An 18,411-nucleotide genomic window follows, 5' to 3' on the forward strand; every position below is an offset into this window, starting at 1 on the left:
TCGATTCACCCGGAAATTTCCGTATCCGAAAGGACACGACATGATCCGCTCCCCCCGCACCCCCCGTTCCTCCCGATCCCGCCGAGCTCAGGTCGCGCTCGCCTCGATGCTCACCCTGCCCCTCGCCCTCACCGCCTGCGGTGGCGGCTCGAACGGCGGTGGCTCGAACAGCGGCGGCGACTCCTCGACCCTGCGGGTTCTCGACTACTACAACAACGAGCCGAGCAAGACGGTCTGGCAGAAGGCCATCGACGCCTGTGGCAAGCAGGCCGGCGTCACCATCCAGCGCGAGGCGGTGCCCGGCGCGACCCTGATCCAGAAGGTGCTCCAGCAGGCGTCCTCACGGACCCTCCCGGATGTGCTGATGCTGGACAACCCCGATCTGCAGCAGATCGCCCAGACCGGCGCCCTCACCCCGCTGAACGACCTCGGGCTCAAGGCCGACGGGTATGTGGAGGGCGTGGTCAGCGCCTCGACGTACAAGGACAAGCTCTACGGCCTGCAGCCGATCACCAACACCATCGGGCTGTTCTACAACAAGGACCTGCTCGCCAAGGCGGGCGTGAAGCCACCGACGACCTGGGCGGAGCTGAAGACGACGGCCAAGAAGCTGACCTCCGGCGGCACGTACGGGCTGGCGTTCTCGGCACCGGCGAACTATGAGGGCACCTGGCAGTTCCTGCCGTTCATGTGGTCCAACGGTGGCGACGAGAAGAACATCGCGACGCCGCAGACCGCGCAGGCCGTGCAGTTGTGGGTCGACCTGATGAACGACGGCTCGGTGTCGAAGTCCGCTCTCAACTGGACCCAGGCGGACGTCAACGACCAGTTCCGGGCGGGCAAGGCCGCGATGGCGATCAACGGGCCGTGGCAGTTCCCCGCGTTGGCCGAGGGCAAGAGCGTCGAGTACGCGGTGGCGCCGATCCCGGCACCGGTCGCCGGCAAACCGATCGTCGCGCCGCTCGGCGGTGAGACGTGGGCCGTGCCGCAGACCGGGAACAAGGACAAGCAGGCCAAGGCCGCCAAGGTCGTCGCCTGTCTCAACTCCGACGACAACCAGCTCAGCCTCGCCAAGGACACCCAGACCATCCCCACCAAGAAGGCGCTGCTGGAGAAGTTCAGCTCCAGCAACCCGAACATGGCCGGATTCGTCGACCAGATCCCGACGGCGCGGGCCCGCACCGGTGAACTCGGCGCGGACTGGCCGAAGGCGGCCACGAAGATCTACACCGCGTTCCAGTCCGCGCTGACCGGCCAGGCCACACCGGCCAAGGCCCTGGAAACGGCCCAGAATGGTTGAGCACCCACAACAGTCCACAATGGAGCGTCAGACAGATCCACCACCGCCGGCCATCGGGGCGGACGACGGAATCGATGCCCGACCCCCCTTCTGGCACTCGCTCCGCTTCCAGAACCGCGCCGCACAGGTGCTGTTCCTGGCCCCGGCCGTGATCTACATGGTGGCGTTCTTCGGCTACCCGATCGTCAAGAACTTCTTGATGGCCTTCCAGGAGTACTCGACGAGCACCTTCTACACCGGCGAGGCGCCGTGGGTCGGGTTCGCCAACTACGCCGCGGTGGTGTCCTCCCCGGTGTTCGGCAAGGCCATGCTGAACACCGTCCTGTTCACCGCCGGCTCGATAGCCGCGCAGTTCGTCATCGGTCTGGCCCTGGCGATGTTCTTCCGGCGCCGCTTCCCCCTCAACGGTGTGCTCCGGTCGTTGATCCTGCTGCCGTGGCTGATCCCCCTGATCGCCTCCGGTGCGGTCTGGCGGTGGATCCTCGACAAGGACAACGGCGCGCTCAACCGGTTCCTGGCCGCCATCGGAGTGGCGAGCGACCACCCCGGCTGGCTGACCAGCACCTCACTGGCCCTGGTGGCGGTGATGCTGGTGAACATCTGGATCGGCATCCCGTTCAACCTGACCATCCTCTACGGCGGGCTCCAGGACATCCCAGAGGACCTGTACGAGGCGGCCGCGCTGGACGGGGCGGGCGGCTGGCAGCGGTTCTGGTATGTGACCTGGCCGTTGCTGCGCCCGGTGGTGAGCGTCGTGCTGGTGCTCGGCGTGGTCTACACGATCAAGGTGCTGGACGTGATCCTGGCGCTGACCGGCGGCGGTCCGGCCAATGCCAGCCAGACCATCGCGACGCAGTCGTACCACCTGTCGTTCCAGCAGTTCGACTTCGGTCAGGGTGCCGCGCTCGGCAACATCCTGATCGCGATCTCCCTGGTGTTCGCCATCTTCTACCTGCGCGCCAACCGGCGTGCCGTGGACGAGTGAGGCCGTCATGACCACCACCACAAGGCGCACCCGGGCCGGCTGGGGCAGCACCGTCGCCGGGATCGTCATCCTCGCCGTTCTGCTGTTCCCGATCTATTGGATGGTCAACGTCTCGCTGCAGCCGGGCGGCTCGGCGGTCGGCACTCCGTGGCTGCCGCTCGACTTCAGCTTCGACGGCTACGCCACCGCGCTCGGCCAGCAGGGCCGCAACCTGGTCACGAGCCTGGTCGTCGCACTCGGCTCGGTCGTGTTCAGCCTGCTGATCGCGATGCCGGCGGCCTACGCCCTGGCGCAGTTCAAGATCCGCTTCGTGGGCGCGTTCCTCTTCGGGATCCTGATCTCGCAGATGATCCCGGGGATCGTCATCGCGAACGCGCTCTACACCGCCTACAACGACCTGGGGCTGCTCAACTCGATCCCGGGCCTGATCCTCGCCGACTCGACCGCGGGCATCCCGTTCGCGATCCTGATCGTCCGCGCGTTCATGATCAACATTCCGCGTGCGGTCCTGGAGGCCGGCCGGGTCGACGGGGCCGGTCACGTCCGGACGTTCGTCTCCATCGTGCTGCCGATGAGCCGCAACGCGCTCATCACCGCGGCCCTGTTCACCTTCCTCTTCTCCTGGGCGGACTTCCTGTTCGCCCTCACCCTCACCACGACCGAGGACGTGCGCCCGGTGACGCTCGGGCTCTACACCTACATCGGGACATACGTAAACGACTGGAGCTCGGTCATGGCCACCGCCGTGCTCGCCTCCATCCCGGCCATCGTCCTGCTCGTCGTCGCCCAGCGCTACGTCGCCGCGGGCACGACGGCAGGCGCGGTCAAGTAAATCCCCCAGCAGAAAAGGTTCGACATGACAAACGGAACTGCCGGCCCGCTGCGTGTGACGGTGTGGGGCGAGAACCGTCACGAGCAGATCGAGGAGCACGTGGCGAAGATCTATCCGAAGGGCATGCACACGACGATCGCGGAGGGCATCGAGGAGAACCTCGCCGACGGGTGCGTCGTCCGTACCGTCACCCTGGACGACCCGGAGCACGGGCTGACCGAGGAGGTGCTGGCCGGCACGGACGTGCTCACCTGGTGGGGGCACGCGGCGCACGACGAGGTGGCTGACGAGGTCGTCGAGCGGGTCCACCGGCATGTGCTGTCCGGGATGGGGCTCGTCGTGCTGCACTCCGGGCACTGGTCGAAGATCTTCACCAAGCTCATGGGTACGAGTTGCACCCTGCGCTGGCGCGACGAGCACGACCGTGAGCTCATCTGGACGGTCGACCCCACGCACCCCATCGCCAAGGGCGTGCCGCACCCGCTGATCATCGAAGAGGACGAGATGTACGGGGAGTTCTTCGACATCCCGGCACCGGACGAGCTCGTGTTCGTCAGCTCGTTCAGCGGCGGGGAGGTGTTCCGCAGCGGCTGCACCTTCCGCCGCGGCCACGGCAAGATCTTCTACTTCCGGCCGGGGGACCAGGCCTACCCCACCTACCATCACAAGGACGTGCGCCGGGTCATCGCGAACGGCGTGGCCTGGGCCCGCACCGACCGGCCCGAACGGAGCCATCCTGTGCTCCTGCGGTACGCGACCGAGGAGTTCTTCCAGGGCCAGGGCTACACGGGGCCGCTCCAGTGAGCTTCCGGACGATCCCCTCCAGCCCGGCGGATCCGCTCCGCGTGGTCATCGTCGGCGCCGGCGGCATGGGCCGGGCCTGGCTGTCCACCGTCACCGGCTCGCCAGAGGTGCTGCTCATGGGCATCGCCGACCTGAACGTGGCGCTGGCCCGGGAGGTCGCCGACTCGGCCGGCCTGCCGGACCTCCCGGTCGGCGCCGACGCCGTCGCCCTCGCCCGGCAGACCGGTGCCCAGGCGCTGATCAACGTGACCATTCCCGAGGCGCACCACCCCGTGACCACCGAGGCGTTGTTCGCCGGCCTGCCGGTGCTCGGTGAGAAACCGGTCGCGGAGAACGTGAGCCGGGCGCTGTCCATGGCCGCCGCGGCCGAGGCCACCGGCGAACTGTTCATGGTCAGCCAATCCCGCCGCTGGAACCCGCAGCTCGCCGCGCTGCGGGGGATGACCGCGCGGCTCGGCGCGATCGGGACGGTGAGCACGGCGTTCTTCCGGTCCGAGCGGTTCGGCGGGTTTCGCGATCTGATGGCGTACCCGCTGCTCATCGACATGGCGATCCACGCCTTCGACTCGGCGCGCTTCCTGCTGCGGGCCGAGCCGGTGACGGCGTACTGCCAGTCGTACAACCCGCCGTGGAGCTGGTTCGAGGGGGACGCCAACGCGACCGTGGTGTTCGAGATGGACGGCGGGACCCGCTACGTCTACAACGGCAGCTGGTGCAGTCCCGGCGACATCACCTCGTGGAACGGGAGCTGGCGGGTCAGCGGTGAGAAGGGCACCGCGCAATGGGACGGCGACCACGAGCCGGTCCTCGACGCCGAGGTGGACGCCGGTGAACCGGCCGGCCCGCCGTACTCCGGGATCGCCGGCGCCTTGCAGGTGTTCACGCGGGCGCTCCGGACCGGGGAGCCGCCGTCCGGCGAGGTGCACGAGAACGTGATGAGCCTGGCGATGGTGGAGGCGGCGGTGCGGTCGGCGACGAGCGGCCGGATCGAGCGCCTGGACGACGTGCTCGAGCGGGCCCACGCGCAGGCGCTGCGGGAGGAGACCCGGACGGACGTACGGGAGGCTCTCGCCGGATGGTCCTCGGTGCGTGACGTGCTGGCCGGCGCCGAGCGGGTGGAGACGTGATGACGGGGGCGGTGACGGTTACTGGTTCTCCTCGCGGCGCCGCCGTTCGTTGTACGCGCGCATCCGGGGTGGGTAGCCCATGATCTGAACGTCGTACACCGGCAGGGCCAGGTCGCGGGCGACCTTGTGGATCACGGCGGGGGAGCCGACCCGGCGGCGGGTCCACTCGCCGTCGTCGGCCACGGCGACGGCCGTGGTGTCGGTCGCGAAGGTTTCGGGTTCGACGAAGAACTCGACGCCTCGCCGCGATTTGGCGAAGGCGATGAGGGCCTCGATATCGGCGTCAGTGGCTTCCCGGTCGAACTTCGCGATTTTGGAACCGCGCAGCCGCCGAATGCCGTAGCGGTCTCGCCATCTCATGAGTCCTTTTTATACCGCCAAACGGTCACGCGCGTCGGGGTGATCTAGGGGACACATCGGGGATTCTCCTGATGGCCATGATGACGTGCGGCGGTCAGTATGGATGGTGACTGCCCGATTCTAAGGAGAGGCATGGCTGTTATGGCTGGGGTACCCACACACCGGGGCCCGGGACAGGTGCCGCCGGCTCACCTGCGCGTCACCAACCAGGACCGTGAGCACGTGGTCGAGCACGTTCAGGCGGCTTACGCGGAGGGGCGCTTCGACAAGCTCGAGTTCGACGACCGGCTGGAGCGCGCGATGACCGCGCGCACGCACGGTGATCTGATGCCCATCATGGCGGAGCTGTACGGCACGAGTGCCATCCCCAGGATTCGCCCGATGCCCGCGCCGGTCCGGCCCGAGGCGGCGCCGGAGAGCAACGAACGGCTCGGGGCTTCGGCGGCTCATCTGCTGACGCTGGTGGGGTTCCCGGTCATCGGGCCGTTGATCCTGCTGCTGACGGGCGGCAAGACCTCGCCCTACATTCGGCGGCACGCGTTGGAGGCCCTGAACTTCCAGCTCACGGTGGTGGGGGCGACGTTCCTGCTGCCGTTCACCATCATCGGGATCGTGCTTCTTCCCTTCATGTGGGTGGCGGCGGTCGTGCTGTCCATTGCCGGTGGCATTTCGGCGCTCTCGGAGAACCCGTTCCGCTATCCGATGACGGTTCGCCTGGTGAAGTAGGTCAGGCTCCTGAGCGGGTCGTCGCTTTGGGCTCGTACCGCCGGCTGACGTCAATGCGTGCGTTGACGTCAGCCGACTGTACGAGCCTTCGCGCATTTGCCTGACGGAGACCGCTGGTGGGTACGTCGATTCGGCGAGGGCTGACGCTAATCTCGACCTGTACGCAGCTCACCGAAGGAAATGGACCCCATGATCTTCATCACCGCGAAGTTCCGCGTCCTGCCTGAGCACGCCGACCGGTTCATCGAGATCGTCGGCGACTTCACCCAGGCGACCCGCGACGAGCCTGGGTGCCTGTGGTTCGACTGGTCGCGCAGTGTGGCGGAGCCGACGGAGTATGTGCTGGTCGAGGCGTTTCGTGATGACGAGGCCGGGGCGGCGCACGTCCAGTCCGAGCATTTCAAGCAGGCGCGGCGGACCCTGCCGCCGTATCTCGCCGAGACGCCGCGCATCGTGAACGCGACCGTTCCTCAGGACGACTGGTCCCTGCTCGGTGAGATGGCCGTACCCGGACAGGGCTGAGCGCCCACACCGTCGGCAGGTGATTAATTTCATTTGCTACGGTATCGAATGAAAAGATGGCCGGTAATATGGCGCTCATGAGCGCCGATGTTCCTCGTAGGACCGCCGCCTCGCGTGCGACCGACCGTCCGGGGGATGCCTCGCCCTTCGCTCTCGGCTTGCTGCTGCGTCAGGCGCACTGGCGCGCGGCCACGGTCATGTCAGAGGCGCTCCGTCCGCTCGGCATCGAGTTGCGGCACTTCGCCGTGCTGATCGTGCTGGTCGACCGCGGGCCCACAGTGCAGCGGGACCTGGCGGCCGCGACGGGGACGGACAAGGCGGGGATCATGCGGGTCGTGGACGACCTGGAGCGTAAGGGGCTGGCCGTACGCAAGAGCGTTCCGGGGGACCGGCGGGTGCGGGCGGTGGAGATCACTCCTCAGGGCGTCGAGCTTTTCGACGCGGCCCATGTGGCGGCGGAGCCGCTGGCCGACCGGCTGGTCGCCGACCTGGGGTCTGACGAGTCCGAGCAGTTGAGGGATCTGCTGACCCGGTTCGCCTATCCCGCGGGCGGCGAGGCATAGGCGCGCCCGCGCAGCGCCTCCCCAAGTAGACGTCGGCATCGGCCGGCTCCATCTCCCACCGAACCAGGGTCCGGCCCACGATGTTGTCGCGGGCGGCCGCCGCTTGTGCGGGCGCGGGCCCCCGGACGTGACTCCAGCTTTGACACATGTCGGACGAGTTTGTCATCGAATAGTATTGAATGATACTGTCGTGATCGTGACAAAGATGGGAGGTGGGGATCTTGGACGTCTATGAGGCGGTCACGAGTCGACGGGCGGTGCGGGGGTTCCTCGACCGGCCCGTTCCTCGGGAGACGCTGGAGCGGGTGCTGACGGCTGCGGCCTGGGCCCCGTCCGCGTCGAATCTTCAGCCGTGGCGGGCCTACGTGGTGACGGGCCAGCCCTTGGCCGAGCTGAAGAAGCGTGCGGGCGAGCGGGTGGCGACGGGTGACCCCTGGGATGAGCGCGAGTACGAGACGTATCCGCCTGAGCTGAAGTCTCCCTACCGTGAGCGCCGATCCGCCTTCGGGGCGGAGCGTTACGGCGCTCTTGGTATCGCGCGCGATGACTGGGAGGCGCGCCAGAGGACCGCTGCCGACAACTGGCAGTGCTTCGGTGCTCCCGCGGCCCTGTTCTGCTACATCGACCGTGACATGGGCCGGCCTCAGTGGGCCGATCTCGGCATGTACTTGCAGACGGTCATGCTGCTGCTGCGCGCCGAGGGCCTGAGCAGTTGCCCGCAGATGGCGTGGTCGATGTATCGCAAGACCGTCGCCGAGGCCGTGTCACCCGAGGAGGGGCTCATTCTCTTCTGTGGCATGTCCATCGGGTACGAGGACGTCACCGTGGATTACGTCCGTACGGGGCGGGCGTCGCTCGACGAGACGGTCAGGTTCGTCGACGGTTAGTCCACCAAGAAGGATCGCGAAGGCCGAACGAGCTGTCGGCGACGCAGTGCGACGTGCCAGTGCGGGGCAGCGCCCCCTGGCGTGGCCACAAGCCGAAGACGGCGTGGCCACAAGCCCGAAGACCTCGTCGGCCCGGTCTTCTTCATCACCTTTTCCGGAGCCGACTTCATCACCGGCCAGACCGTCGATGTCGACGGCGGCACATCAATAGATCGAGAGGAAACGCCATGACCTACACCGTGGGCTACATCGTCGGAAGCCTGTCCCAGAAGTCGATCAACAGGAAGCTCGCTGTGGCCTTGAGCCGGCTCGCGCCGCCGGAGCTCCGCCTCACGGAGATCTCCATCGGCGAGTTGCCCCTGTACAGCTACGACCAAGACGCGAGCTACCCCGCTGTTGCCCTGGAGTTCAAGGACACGATCAAAGCTTCCGACGCCCTGCTGTTCGTCACCCCCGAGTACAACCGGTCCATTCCGGGCGCGCTGAAGAACGCCATCGACTGGGCGACCCGGCCCTATGGATCCAACGTGCTGAGCGGCAAGCCGTCCGCGATTATCGGAACCTCACCCGGCCCGATCTCCACCGCGGTCGCGCAGCAACACCTCAAGACCATCCTGTCCTTCACCAACTCCCCGGTGCTGGGGCAGCCCGAGGCCTACATCCACTTCAACCAGGGATTGATCGACGACAAGGGCGACATCCAGGTGCCGGCCACCGCCGAATTCCTGACCGGATACATGCGGGCCTTCGCGGCGCACATCCGACGCCACCACCACGACATCCCGGACCTGTAAGACCATGTCCTTGATCGTCAGCGAGATCCTGTTCTGCACGGCCATCGCCGCGGCGCTGGCCGTGGTGTTCCTGCACCGGTGGACTCCGGCCCTGTGCCCGGCCTGCTCGCCGCAGGAACGGCAGTTGCTCGTCTTGCTCATCCGCGATGAGATCGACGAGGAGGAATATCGCCGCCGGCGGGCCTTGACCGGTCGAGCGCCCGGCGGGTCCGCGCATACGTGCGGCGTGCCGGGCGGCTTGCGGAGCGGCAAGGTCACGCCATGAGTCCGGGCTCATCGCCGTGGCGGCCGTATCGGTGCTCGACCCGGGCCCGCTTCAGCATCGTGGCCATGGCCACGGCGACCGCCGTGCTGGTGCCGATGGGCCTGGTCGGGGCATCGGCCGCCGAGCGGGCCTCGGCCGGCCCCGTCCGACTGCTCTGGATCGCCCAGATCGCGCTGCTGATCCTCCTGGCCACGGCGGCGACGTGGAAGATGACCAGCTGTACGCTGGGCCCGGTCCTGCTCCTGCGCGCGCAACTGGCCGCGATCAATGTCAGCGATCTGAGCACCCGCGTTCCGCAACCGCCCGGCCGCGGCGAGATCGCCCAGTTGACGCGCACCGTCAACCACACGCTCGGACGTCTGGAGCGGGCCAAAGCCTCGACCGAACAAGCGCTCCAGCGGCAACGCCAGTTCGCCTCCGACGCCTCCCACGAGCTGCGCACCCCGCTGGCGGGGCTGCGCGTACGCCTGGAGGAGGCCCAGATGCATCCCCGCGACATCGACCTGTCCGACCTGGTGGGGCACGCGCTGGCGGATCTGGATCGGGTTCAGGGCATCATGACCGACCTGCTGCTGCTCGCCCGGCTGGGCGCCACCGCCCCCCATGCGACTCAGCGCGTCGATCTGACCAACCTGATCCGTACGGAGATCAGCCGGCGTGCCGATCGTCACCCGGTGGCCCTGAACCTGGCCGGCCGCGTCTTCGTCGACGCCGTGCCGGGGCAGATCGCGAGGGTGCTGACCAACCTGCTGGACAACGCGCAGCGGCACGCCGCCGGCCAGGTACGGGTGCGGCTTCGCCGCTCGGCGACGCAGGCCGAGCTGGTGGTGAGCGACGACGGCGACGGCGTGCCCCTGGCCGACCGAGAACGGATCTTCCAGCGGTTCGTCCGCCTCGACGCCTCCCGCAGCCGTGACAGCGGAGGCACCGGCCTGGGCTTGGCCATCGCCCGGGACATCGCCACCGCCCACCACGGCACCCTGCACGTCCGCCAGGCCGCGATCGGCGGAGCGAGCTTCATCCTGCGTCTGCCGCTGAGCGCCCGCGTCGAGCAGCTCGGCCCACAGCCGCCGACCGCGCTGGGGATCGAGCTTGGAGGCGATCACCGCCGCAGGGCGTGATGCCTGACCGCTGCTCGTCACATTTTCCGCTCCTTTACTGTCAATTGTGTAGACATGTTGGGCAGGAGTGGAGGTGGGGATCTTGGACGTCTATGAGGCGGTCACGAGTCGGCGGGCGGTGCGGGGGTTCACTGATCGGCCTGTTTCCCGGGAGGTGCTGGAGCGGGTGCTGTCGGCGGCGGCTTGGGCGCCGTCCGGGTCGAATCTGCAGCCGTGGCGGGCCTATGTGGTGACGGGCGGGCCGTTGGCCGAGCTGAAGAAGCGTGCGGGCGAGCGGGTGGCGGCGCGTGATGCCTGGGACGAGCGCGAGTACGAGATGTACCCGCCGACGCTGAAGTCTCCGTACCAGGAGCGCCGCTCGGCTTTTGGGGAAGAACGGTACGGCGCGCTCGGTATCCCACGGGAGGATTGGGAGGCGCGGCAGAGGGCCGCTTCCGGCAACTGGCAGGCGTTCGGTGCTCCCGCGGCCTTGTTCTGCTACATCGACCGTGACATGGGCCGGCCTCAGTGGGCCGATCTCGGCATGTTTCTGCAGACGGTCATGCTGCTGTTGCGTGCCGAGGGCCTGAACAGCTGTCCGCAGATGGCGTGGTCGGTGTTCCGCAAGACCGTCGCCGAGGTCGTGTCGCCTCCGGAGGGGCTCATTCTCTTCTGCGGCATGTCGATTGGGTTCGAGGACATCACGGTGGATTACATCCGTACGGGCCGCGCGCCGCTCGACGAGACGGTCACGTTCGTCGACGGGTAGTACGGCGGGGCGTGGACGCTTCAGAGCCGGTTGTCACAGATCGCCCTGCTGTCCTGTCTTTTCCGACGTACCAGGACGTCGCGCAGCCACAGGAGCGAGACCTTGCCATCACCCGGCAGCATCATCCGAGTCCGAGTCCGGATGAGCGCTCGTCCCATCGACGAGCCGCACCGCACTTCGAGCCAGCTCGAGCTGCTGTTCGACCTCACCTTCGTGGTCGCGGTCGCCAGCGTCACCGCCCAGCTCGCGCACAGCATCGCCGAAGGTCACGGCCTCGCTGTGCTGGTCCCGTTCCTCCAGGTGTTCTTCGCGATCTGGTGGGCGTGGATGAACTTCACGTGGTTCGCCTCGTCCTACGACACCGACGATGTCGCCTACCGGCTGCTGACCATGGTGCAGATGGCCGGCGTGCTGATCCTCGCCGCTGGCGTGCCCGCCGCGATCGGTCACTCCGACTACGGGATCGTCACCCTCGGCTACGTCATCATGCGGATCGGGCTCGTCGGCCAATGGCTGCGGGCCGGTCTCGAAGACCGGGAGAGACGCCGCACCGGGCTGCGCTACGCCGCCGCCATCAGTCTGGTGACACTGGGCTGGGTGCTTCGCTTCCTGATCGCGGAGACGGGAGCCTTCCCCTGGTTCTCCGGGCTGCTGTCCTTCGTCGTCCTGGACGTTCTTGAACTCGCGGTACCGCTGTGGGCCGAACGGGCCAGGGCCACCAACTGGCACCCGCACCACATCGCCGAGCGCTACGGCCTGTTCACGATCATCCTGCTCGGTGAGAGCGTCCTGGCCGCGAGCCGGGGAGTCGAAGCGGCGCTCGAAACGGGCGCGGTCAGGGCGCCCCTGGTGGTCATCGCCGGCTGCGGCCTCGCCCTGCTGTTCGCTCTTTGGTGGCTCTACTTCCTCGTGGAAGCCGGGGAAGGGCTCAGTGACCGCCGTCATCGGTCGTACCTGTGGGGATACGGCCACTACGGCATCTTCGCCGCCCTGGCGGCACTCGGCGCCGGGCTCGAAGTGGCGGTGGAGCAGAGCGGTCGCGGCGTCGCGGCGTCACCGCTGGCACTCGGTTACGCGGTCGCCATCCCCGCCGTTGTGTATCTCGCCGCGCTGTGGGCGGTCCACGCGCTTGTCGCCACCGAGCCCGTCATCCCTCCCGCGGCCGTTCTGGGGTGCGTCGCCCTCATCTTGTCGCTGCCGGTCGCGACGCCGCGGATCGGCGTGGCCGCTGTGGTCGCGGCCATCGCGGCCTGTTGCGTGGTGCTGGTCGCCGTCACGATCATGGCTGCGGCCGTCGGGGCCCGCGCCGGAGCGCGCCGACAGGGCCCGCTGCCTTCCAGCTCCGGCGACGCGTGAAGCAGACCCCCCGTTCGAGCTCGACCAGGCCGCGGTGAGGAGCGCTTCCAGCGCGGTCAGATCGCCGGAGCGGGCGGCGGCGACGAAGGCGGTCAGCAGTCTGCGTTGTTCGGCCCTGGCCACGGGGATGCGGCGTTCGACGAGCAGGTGTTTGCGGGCCCTGCTGACCAGTTGGCGTACGGCCGACTCGCTGAGCCGGACGATGTCGGCGATCTGCCGGTAGGGGTAGTCGAAGGCCTCGCGCAGCACGTACGCCGCCCGCTCGGTAGGCGTGAGCCGCTCCAGGAGCAGCAGCACCGCGAACTCCAGGACCTCACCGCGCTCGGCGCCGAGGTACGGGTCCGCGCCGGTGTCGGCGGGTTCGGGCAGCCATGGGCCGGCGCAGGTCTCGCGGCGCATGCGTACGGACTGGGCGGCGTTGATCGCCAGCCGCAGCGTCACCGTCGCCAGGAACCCGCCCGGACTGCCCACCGTGGCGCGATCGTAGGCCTGCCAGCGCAGCCAGACGTCCTGCACCAGGTCCTCGGCTTCGGTCGCGCCCAGCATCCGGTACGCGATCCCGAACAGGCGCGGCCGCACACTGACGAACACCGCCGCCGCCTGTTCGAGGTCTCCAGGATCAGCCACTGCCATCGCCCCCGCTCCGGCATCCCTTTTATCGGCTAATGCGAACTTTGGGATATTTCTGGCATATTACCCGCCGCCTGTCTCTTGGGCAGTGGGGGGACAGGCTCGATGGATGTCACAAATCACGCCGCTACCCGGTCTTGCTGCCGTAACGGCTTTCATCCATGCGGCCAAAGGAGCACCATGCACGTGCCGGAGAAGCGGATCGCCACGTCCGTCCTGGTCATCGGGACAGGAGGAGCCGGCCTGCGGGCCGCCATCGAACTCGCCGAGCGTGGCGTCGGCGTCCTCGCGGTGGGCAAGCGGCCGAAGGCGGACGCGCACACCTCGCTCGCGGCGGGCGGCATCAACGCGGCGCTCGCCACGATGGACCCCGAGGACACCTGGCAGCAGCATGCGGCGGACACCCTCAAGGAGAGCTATCTCCTGGCCAATCCGGAGACGGTGAAGATCTTCACCGAGGGGGCGGCACGCGGCATCGAAGATCTTCAGCATTACGGCATGCCGTTCGCCCGCGAACAGGACGGGCGGATCTCGCAGCGCTTCTTCGGCGCCCACACCTACCGGCGCACCGCCTACGCCGGCGACTACACCGGACTCGAGATCCAGCGCACCCTGATCAACCGCGCGGCGCAGCTCGATGTCCCCATCCTCGACACCGTGTACATCACCCGCCTTCTCGTCCGCGACAACGCGGTCTTCGGCGCGTACGGGTTCGACCTGACCGATGGCAGCCGCTACGTCATCCATGCCGACGCGGTGATCCTGGCCGCCGGCGGCCACACCCGGATCTGGCGGCGCACCTCCTCCCGGAGGGACGAGAACACCGGCGACTCCTTCCGCCTCGCCGTCCTGGCCGGCTGCCGCATCCGCGACCCCGAACTGGTGCAGTTCCACCCATCCGGTCTCATCGCCCCCGAGAACGCGGCCGGCACCCTCGTCTCCGAAGCGGCCCGGGGTGAGGGCGGAATCCTGCGCAACCAGCTCGGCGAGCGGTTCATGGCCAAGTACGACCCGGAGCGGATGGAGTTGTCCACGCGCGACCGCGTCGCACTGGCCGCGTACACAGAGATCAAAGAAGGCCGCGGGACCCCGAACGGCGGTGTTTGGCTGGATGTGTCGCATCTGCCGCGCGAGACGATCATGACGCGGTTGCCGCGCGTCTACCAGACGCTTCTGGAACTGCAGATGCTCGACATCACCAAGCAGCCGATCGAGATCGCGCCGACCGCGCACTACTCGATGGGCGGGGTCTGGGTGCGACCCGAAGACCACGGAACAGGCGTCGACGGCCTGTACGCGATCGGGGAGGCCGCCAGCGGCCTGCACGGCGCCAACCGCCTCGGCGGCAACTCCCTCATCGAGCTCCTCGTCTTCGGCCGCATCGTCGGCCAGGCGGCGGCCGAGTATTCAGCGGGCCTCGACGCCCAGCGCCGCTCGGCCGAGGCGCTCGAAGCGGCACGGGCGGAGGTGGACGACCTCCTCGCCGCGGACGGCCCCGAGAACGTACGCGCGCTGCAGCGAGCCCTCCGCGACATCATGACGGAGCATGCCGGTGTGGTGCGTGACGAGGGCGGCCTGCGCAAAGGTCTCGCCGAACTCGCCGCGGTGGAGGCGCGCATCGCCGACGTCGGCGTACATCCGGACATCGCCGGCTTCCAGGACCTGGCCCACGCCTTCGACCTGAAGTCCGCCGCGCTCGCCGCCCGCGCGACGGTCGAGACCGCGCTTGAGCGCCGGGAGACCCGCGGCTGCCACAACCGCTCCGACTATCCAGAACTGGACCCTTCGCTGCAGGTCAACCTGGTGTGGTCCGGTCCCGGATCGGTGGAGCGGGAGGCCATCCCGCCGATTCCCGCCGAGATAGCGGCGCTCATGCGCGAGGTCTCCAGCGTCGGAAAACTCGTGGAGTAGCAAATCTACGGACGGCCTGAGAAAAGAAATTTCGCGGTGGCTGTCACAAGGCCGGAGGCTGCCCTGTCTTAGCTGGCGGACCGGTTGGCACATGGGTGCCCCGGCGGACGGAAAGGGCTGTGCCATGAAGGTCGTCGTCATCGGCGGTACTGGCCTCATCGGATCGAACGTGGTGGCGAAGCTGGGTGAGCACGGTCACGAGGCGGTGGCGGCGGCGCCGAGCACCGGCGTCAACACGCTCACCGGTGAAGGGCTCGCGGAGGTGCTGGCGGGCGCGCAGGTGGTGGTCGACGTGTCGAACTCGCCGTCGTTCGAGCGGGCCGCGGTGATGGAGTTCTTCGAGACCTCCACCCGCAACCTGCTCGCCGCAGAGGCGGCGGCCGGGGTCGGGCATCATGTCGCGCTGTCGGTGGTGGGGACGGAGCGGATGCCGGAGAACGACTACTTCGCGGCGAAGATCGCTCAGGAGCAGCTGATCGAGAAGTCGGGGATCCCGTTCTCGCTCGTGCACGCGACCCAGTTCTTCCAGTTCATCCGGAGCATCGCGGACCAGTCCACGGACGGCGACCAGGTGCGGATCGCGCCCGTGCTCTTCCAGCCCATCGCGGGTGAAGAGGTCGCGCAGGCGGTCGGCCGGGTCGCGGTGGGGCAGCCGGTGAACGGCCGGGTCGAGGTGGCCGGGCCCGAGCAGTCACGGATGGATGAGTTCTTCCGCGATGCCCTGGCCGCGTGGGGCGACCCGCGCACGGTGGTCGCCGACCCGCAGGCGCGCTACTACGGCAGCGTGCCGGGCGAGCGGACGCTGGTGCCTGGTGAGGGCGCGACCCTGGGCAAGATTCGCTACCGCGACTGGCTCGAGCAGAGCGCCGCCCAGTAGCCGCGCGTCTTCACTTCCGGTCGTCTTGACCGCACACCCAAGCCACGTATGGAGGAATCATGAGCGCTTCGAGCGGCGACGACGGCTTCCTGTACGAACTCCAGGTCGAGGTCGAGGAAGAGGTGATCCTGGTCGAGGGGAGCCGTCCGGAGGATGCCGCCGAACTGCCGGTCACCGAATGGCTCTTCGATCCGACGGACGCCGAGCGCGAGGAGATCGGCCTGCGGGGTCTGCTCGACGCGGTCGAGGCGCTGGAGGACGACTCCCCGCGCGGCGATCAGGGTGAGTGAGCCGCAGATGCCGCGGAAACGGGGGTAGGAATGCCTGCGGAATCCCTGGAACAGGCGAGCGCACTCGATCAGGCCGTATCCGACTTCATCGAGCTGCGCCCGCGCCTGTTCGGCATCGCCTACCGGATGCTCGGCAGCGCGGTGGAAGCCGAGGACATCCTTCAGGAGGTCTGGCTGCGCTGGCAGAACACCGACCGCGCGACCATCGAGAACCCCTCGGCCTTCCTGGCGTTGATCACCACCCGTCTGGCCATCAACGTCGCTCGCTCCGCTCATTCGCGGCGCGAAACCTATATAGGGCCCTGGCTCCCCGAACCGGTCGACACCAGCCTCGACCCCACCTTGGGCGCCGAACGCGGCGAAGCTCTCGAACTCGCCTTCCTGCTGCTGCTCGAGAGGCTCGCCCCCACCGAGCGGGCCGCCTATGTGCTGCGCGAGGCCTTCGTCTACCCGTACACACAGATCGCGGAGATCCTTCAGCTCACCCCGGTCAACGCGCGTCAGCTCGTGAGCCGCGCCCGCAAACGCCTGACCGCCGCCCGACGCGAGCCCATCGACAAGAGGGAGCATCGGCGTCTCCTGGCCGTCTTCCTCGACGCCGCCCAGACGGGGAACGTCGCCGCTCTCGAAGACCTCTTCGCCGCGGATGTCGTCAGCTCCTCGGACGGCGGCGGCATGAGAGGGGCGGCGCGATTCCCGCTGCTGGGCAGCACTCGCGTGGCGAAGTTCCTGGCCGCGTACGCGCCACGATTCTGGCCGGGCGCCGAGATGACGTGGGTCGAGGCGAACGGGCGCGCCGGCGTGCTCGTTCCTCGCAACCACACCGACGTCGTCCTGCTCACCATCGAGGCCTCGCCGCAGGGCATCCACCACGTCATGTGGATCGTCAACCCGGCCAAACTCGGCGCTTTCGAACGGTCACCTCACCTGATCTGACAGACCGTCCGCCGCCGCCCAGTACGTTCGCCTCTCGTGGTGTCACAACAAGAGCGGCTGCCTGGTCTTAACTGCCGACACCGGAAGAACAGGGCGGCAGGACATGACCGAAGTGAGCGCCGGGACGCTGTCGGAGATGCTCGACGAACGGCAGCACCTCCTCGAGATCGCCTTGTGGATGTTCGGCTCGGAGATGACGGCCGACTGGATCGTCCTTGAGACCTATCGCCGCTGGTACGGCCTCGACGACGAAGAACGCGCGGCCATCGCCGTGCCGCGCGCCTGGCTGACGCGGGTCGCCGGAGGTCTCTGCCTGGAGCTGCTCGCCACCGCCGCCCCGAGCCACGCCCCCGCCGCCGCTCGGGCGCGGCGGCCGGAGCCCGCCGCTGATCCGGTTCACCGGCCCGTGCCCGCTGCCGGTCTGCCACGCTGGCCCGAGCCCGGCGCCGGACCGGTGCTCCAGCCGCCCAGGCCGGACCGAGCGATGCTCGCCAGACACGATCGTGTCGCCCGCCGGTTCGCCGCGGCCTGCGACACGGGGGACGCGGCGGCCCTGCGGGCGGTCCTGGCCGCCGACGCCATGGTCGTGAGCGACGGGGGCGGCAAACTGCGCGCCGCCGTACGCCCCACCTACGGCGTGGACGCGGTAGCCAGGTTCGTCACGGCCCTGCTGACCGGCCAGCCCGGCACCGAGGTGGCCGTCGAGTCCGTGAACGGCCGGACGGGCCTGGTCCTGCGCCAGGCGGGCCGAGCCGTGGCGGTGGCCGACGTGAGCGTCGCCGAAGCCCAGGTCACCGCAGTGTGGATCGTGCTGAACCCCGACAAGTTGCGGCGTTGGCACCGCCCATGACCAGCCTCCCCCAGCTGAAAGGCGTACCGGTGAACGACCCGACATTGTCCACGGAGCACGACTACCGCGGCTCCACGTTCAAACCGCTCTACGTCACGCGCGTCGCCGTGAGCGGCGGCAGCTCCGCCCATGGCCGGGCAACCGGCCGGGCCCGCTCCTCCGACGGCGTGCTCGACCTGGAGCTGCGGATGCCCGGGGAACTGGGCGGCGACGCCACCGGCCCGAACCCTGAGCAGCTTTTCGCCGCCGGGTACGCCGCCTGCTTCCACGGCGCCCTCAGCCTGCTGGCCCGCCGGCACTCCCTAGACCCTGGACCGATCATCGTGGAGGTGACCGTCGCGTTCGGTCGCGACCCCGCCGACGGCGGCTACGAGCTACGCGCCGACCTCGTCGTGACCTGGCCCGGAGTCGAACGTGACACCGCCACCCCGCTGCTCGCCCAGGCGACCGCGCTGTCCCCGTACGCCAAGATGACCCGCCAGGGCATCCCGGGCACCATCAACCTCGCCCCCTGAGAGTCGTATCGA

At 68.5% G+C, this 18,411-nt stretch carries 21 protein-coding genes and 1 pseudogene; 20 read left to right on the top strand and 2 right to left on the bottom strand.

The window, feature by feature from the left end; all coding sequences use genetic code 11:
- Window positions 1-40: 40 nt before the first annotated feature.
- From ACQP2T_RS15905 to ACQP2T_RS15925, 5 genes are read left to right on the top strand one after another with little or no spacing between them, the layout of a single operon-like run.
- Entirely contained in the window at window positions 41-1,300 is a 1,260-nt protein-coding gene (locus ACQP2T_RS15905; RefSeq protein WP_433516903.1) for a sugar ABC transporter substrate-binding protein, read from the top strand.
- A gap of 19 nt (window positions 1,301-1,319) precedes the next feature.
- Entirely contained in the window at window positions 1,320-2,285 is a 966-nt protein-coding gene (locus ACQP2T_RS15910) for a carbohydrate ABC transporter permease (protein ID WP_433516904.1), read from the top strand.
- 7 nt (window positions 2,286-2,292) lie between these two features.
- Complete coding sequence (locus ACQP2T_RS15915; protein ID WP_433516905.1) at window positions 2,293-3,117, top strand: carbohydrate ABC transporter permease; 825 nt, start codon at window positions 2,293-2,295, stop codon at window positions 3,115-3,117.
- A 24-nt stretch (window positions 3,118-3,141) separates the two neighbouring features.
- Entirely contained in the window at window positions 3,142-3,921 is a 780-nt protein-coding gene (locus ACQP2T_RS15920; protein WP_433516906.1) for a ThuA domain-containing protein, read from the top strand.
- Entirely contained in the window at window positions 3,918-5,048 is a 1,131-nt protein-coding gene (locus tag ACQP2T_RS15925; RefSeq protein WP_433516907.1) for a Gfo/Idh/MocA family protein, read from the top strand. The genes ACQP2T_RS15920 and ACQP2T_RS15925 overlap by 4 nt, the downstream gene beginning before the upstream one ends.
- Window positions 5,049-5,066: 18 nt before the next feature.
- On the opposite strand, the gene ACQP2T_RS15930 is transcribed toward ACQP2T_RS15925, so the two are convergent.
- Window positions 5,067-5,408 carry a hypothetical protein gene (locus ACQP2T_RS15930; protein ID WP_357940043.1) on the bottom strand — a complete coding sequence of 114 codons (342 nt, stop codon included), beginning with the start codon at window positions 5,406-5,408 and terminating at the stop codon, window positions 5,067-5,069.
- Window positions 5,409-5,630: 222 nt separating this feature from the next.
- Between ACQP2T_RS15930 and ACQP2T_RS15935 the strand changes: the two genes are divergently transcribed.
- The 9 genes from ACQP2T_RS15935 (at window position 5,631) to ACQP2T_RS15975 (ending at window position 12,390) form a co-directional block, all read left to right on the top strand.
- The gene (locus ACQP2T_RS15935; RefSeq protein WP_433516908.1) at window positions 5,631-6,134 is read left to right on the top strand and encodes a DUF1707 and DUF4870 domain-containing protein; all 504 of its coding nucleotides are present in this window, start codon (window positions 5,631-5,633) and stop codon (window positions 6,132-6,134) included.
- 189 nt (window positions 6,135-6,323) lie between these two features.
- Window positions 6,324-6,656 carry a putative quinol monooxygenase gene (locus ACQP2T_RS15940; RefSeq protein WP_433516909.1) on the top strand — a complete coding sequence of 111 codons (333 nt, stop codon included), beginning with the start codon at window positions 6,324-6,326 and terminating at the stop codon, window positions 6,654-6,656.
- Between the two features lie 77 nt (window positions 6,657-6,733).
- Window positions 6,734-7,219, top strand: coding sequence for a MarR family winged helix-turn-helix transcriptional regulator (locus tag ACQP2T_RS15945; RefSeq protein WP_433516910.1), 486 nt, complete (start codon window positions 6,734-6,736; stop codon window positions 7,217-7,219).
- Between the two features lie 221 nt (window positions 7,220-7,440).
- Window positions 7,441-8,106 (top strand): nitroreductase, encoded by a 666-nt coding sequence (locus ACQP2T_RS15950; RefSeq protein ID WP_433516911.1) that lies wholly within the window; start codon window positions 7,441-7,443, stop codon window positions 8,104-8,106.
- Window positions 8,107-8,333: 227 nt separating this feature from the next.
- Window positions 8,334-8,900 (top strand): NADPH-dependent FMN reductase, encoded by a 567-nt coding sequence (locus tag ACQP2T_RS15955; protein ID WP_433516912.1) that lies wholly within the window; start codon window positions 8,334-8,336, stop codon window positions 8,898-8,900.
- A 4-nt stretch (window positions 8,901-8,904) separates the two neighbouring features.
- Complete coding sequence (locus tag ACQP2T_RS15960) at window positions 8,905-9,165, top strand: hypothetical protein (RefSeq protein WP_433516913.1); 261 nt, start codon at window positions 8,905-8,907, stop codon at window positions 9,163-9,165.
- Between the two features lie 65 nt (window positions 9,166-9,230).
- On the top strand, window positions 9,231-10,286 hold the full coding sequence (locus ACQP2T_RS15965) for a sensor histidine kinase (RefSeq protein ID WP_433516914.1): 1,056 nt from the start codon (window positions 9,231-9,233) through the stop codon (window positions 10,284-10,286).
- An 82-nt stretch (window positions 10,287-10,368) separates the two neighbouring features.
- Window positions 10,369-11,034, top strand: a complete 666-nt coding sequence (locus ACQP2T_RS15970; protein ID WP_433516915.1) for a nitroreductase — start codon at window positions 10,369-10,371, stop codon at window positions 11,032-11,034.
- 141 nt (window positions 11,035-11,175) lie between these two features.
- Window positions 11,176-12,390: a low temperature requirement protein A gene (locus ACQP2T_RS15975; protein WP_433516916.1), complete on the top strand. Its 1,215-nt coding sequence runs from the start codon at window positions 11,176-11,178 to the stop codon at window positions 12,388-12,390.
- Window positions 12,391-12,591: 201 nt separating this feature from the next.
- On the opposite strand, the pseudogene ACQP2T_RS15980 reads toward ACQP2T_RS15975, so the two are convergent.
- Window positions 12,592-13,023: pseudogene (locus ACQP2T_RS15980) on the bottom strand (sigma factor); the annotation flags it as partial.
- 177 nt (window positions 13,024-13,200) lie between these two features.
- Between ACQP2T_RS15980 and ACQP2T_RS15985 the strand changes: the two are divergent.
- The 6 genes from ACQP2T_RS15985 to ACQP2T_RS16010 all read left to right on the top strand — a co-directional run bounded on the left by ACQP2T_RS15985 (window position 13,201) and on the right by ACQP2T_RS16010 (window position 18,399).
- The gene (locus ACQP2T_RS15985) at window positions 13,201-14,931 is read left to right on the top strand and encodes an L-aspartate oxidase (RefSeq protein WP_433516917.1); all 1,731 of its coding nucleotides are present in this window, start codon (window positions 13,201-13,203) and stop codon (window positions 14,929-14,931) included.
- 124 nt (window positions 14,932-15,055) lie between these two features.
- Window positions 15,056-15,808: an SDR family oxidoreductase gene (locus ACQP2T_RS15990; protein WP_433516918.1), complete on the top strand. Its 753-nt coding sequence runs from the start codon at window positions 15,056-15,058 to the stop codon at window positions 15,806-15,808.
- Between the two features lie 59 nt (window positions 15,809-15,867).
- The gene (locus ACQP2T_RS15995; RefSeq protein ID WP_433516919.1) at window positions 15,868-16,098 is read left to right on the top strand and encodes a hypothetical protein; all 231 of its coding nucleotides are present in this window, start codon (window positions 15,868-15,870) and stop codon (window positions 16,096-16,098) included.
- A 30-nt stretch (window positions 16,099-16,128) separates the two neighbouring features.
- A complete protein-coding gene (locus ACQP2T_RS16000) occupies window positions 16,129-17,034 on the top strand; it encodes an RNA polymerase sigma-70 factor (RefSeq protein ID WP_433516920.1) in 906 nt (301 codons plus the stop codon).
- A 103-nt stretch (window positions 17,035-17,137) separates the two neighbouring features.
- On the top strand, window positions 17,138-17,884 hold the full coding sequence (locus ACQP2T_RS16005; RefSeq protein WP_433516921.1) for a hypothetical protein: 747 nt from the start codon (window positions 17,138-17,140) through the stop codon (window positions 17,882-17,884).
- On the top strand, window positions 17,881-18,399 hold the full coding sequence (locus tag ACQP2T_RS16010) for an Ohr family peroxiredoxin (protein ID WP_433516922.1): 519 nt from the start codon (window positions 17,881-17,883) through the stop codon (window positions 18,397-18,399). Before ACQP2T_RS16005 ends, ACQP2T_RS16010 begins: the two co-directional genes overlap by 4 nt.
- Window positions 18,400-18,411 lie beyond the last annotated feature (12 nt).

Source organism: Nonomuraea sp. CA-143628 (assembly GCF_050942315.1).
Taxonomy (GTDB): domain Bacteria; phylum Actinomycetota; class Actinomycetes; order Streptosporangiales; family Streptosporangiaceae; genus Nonomuraea.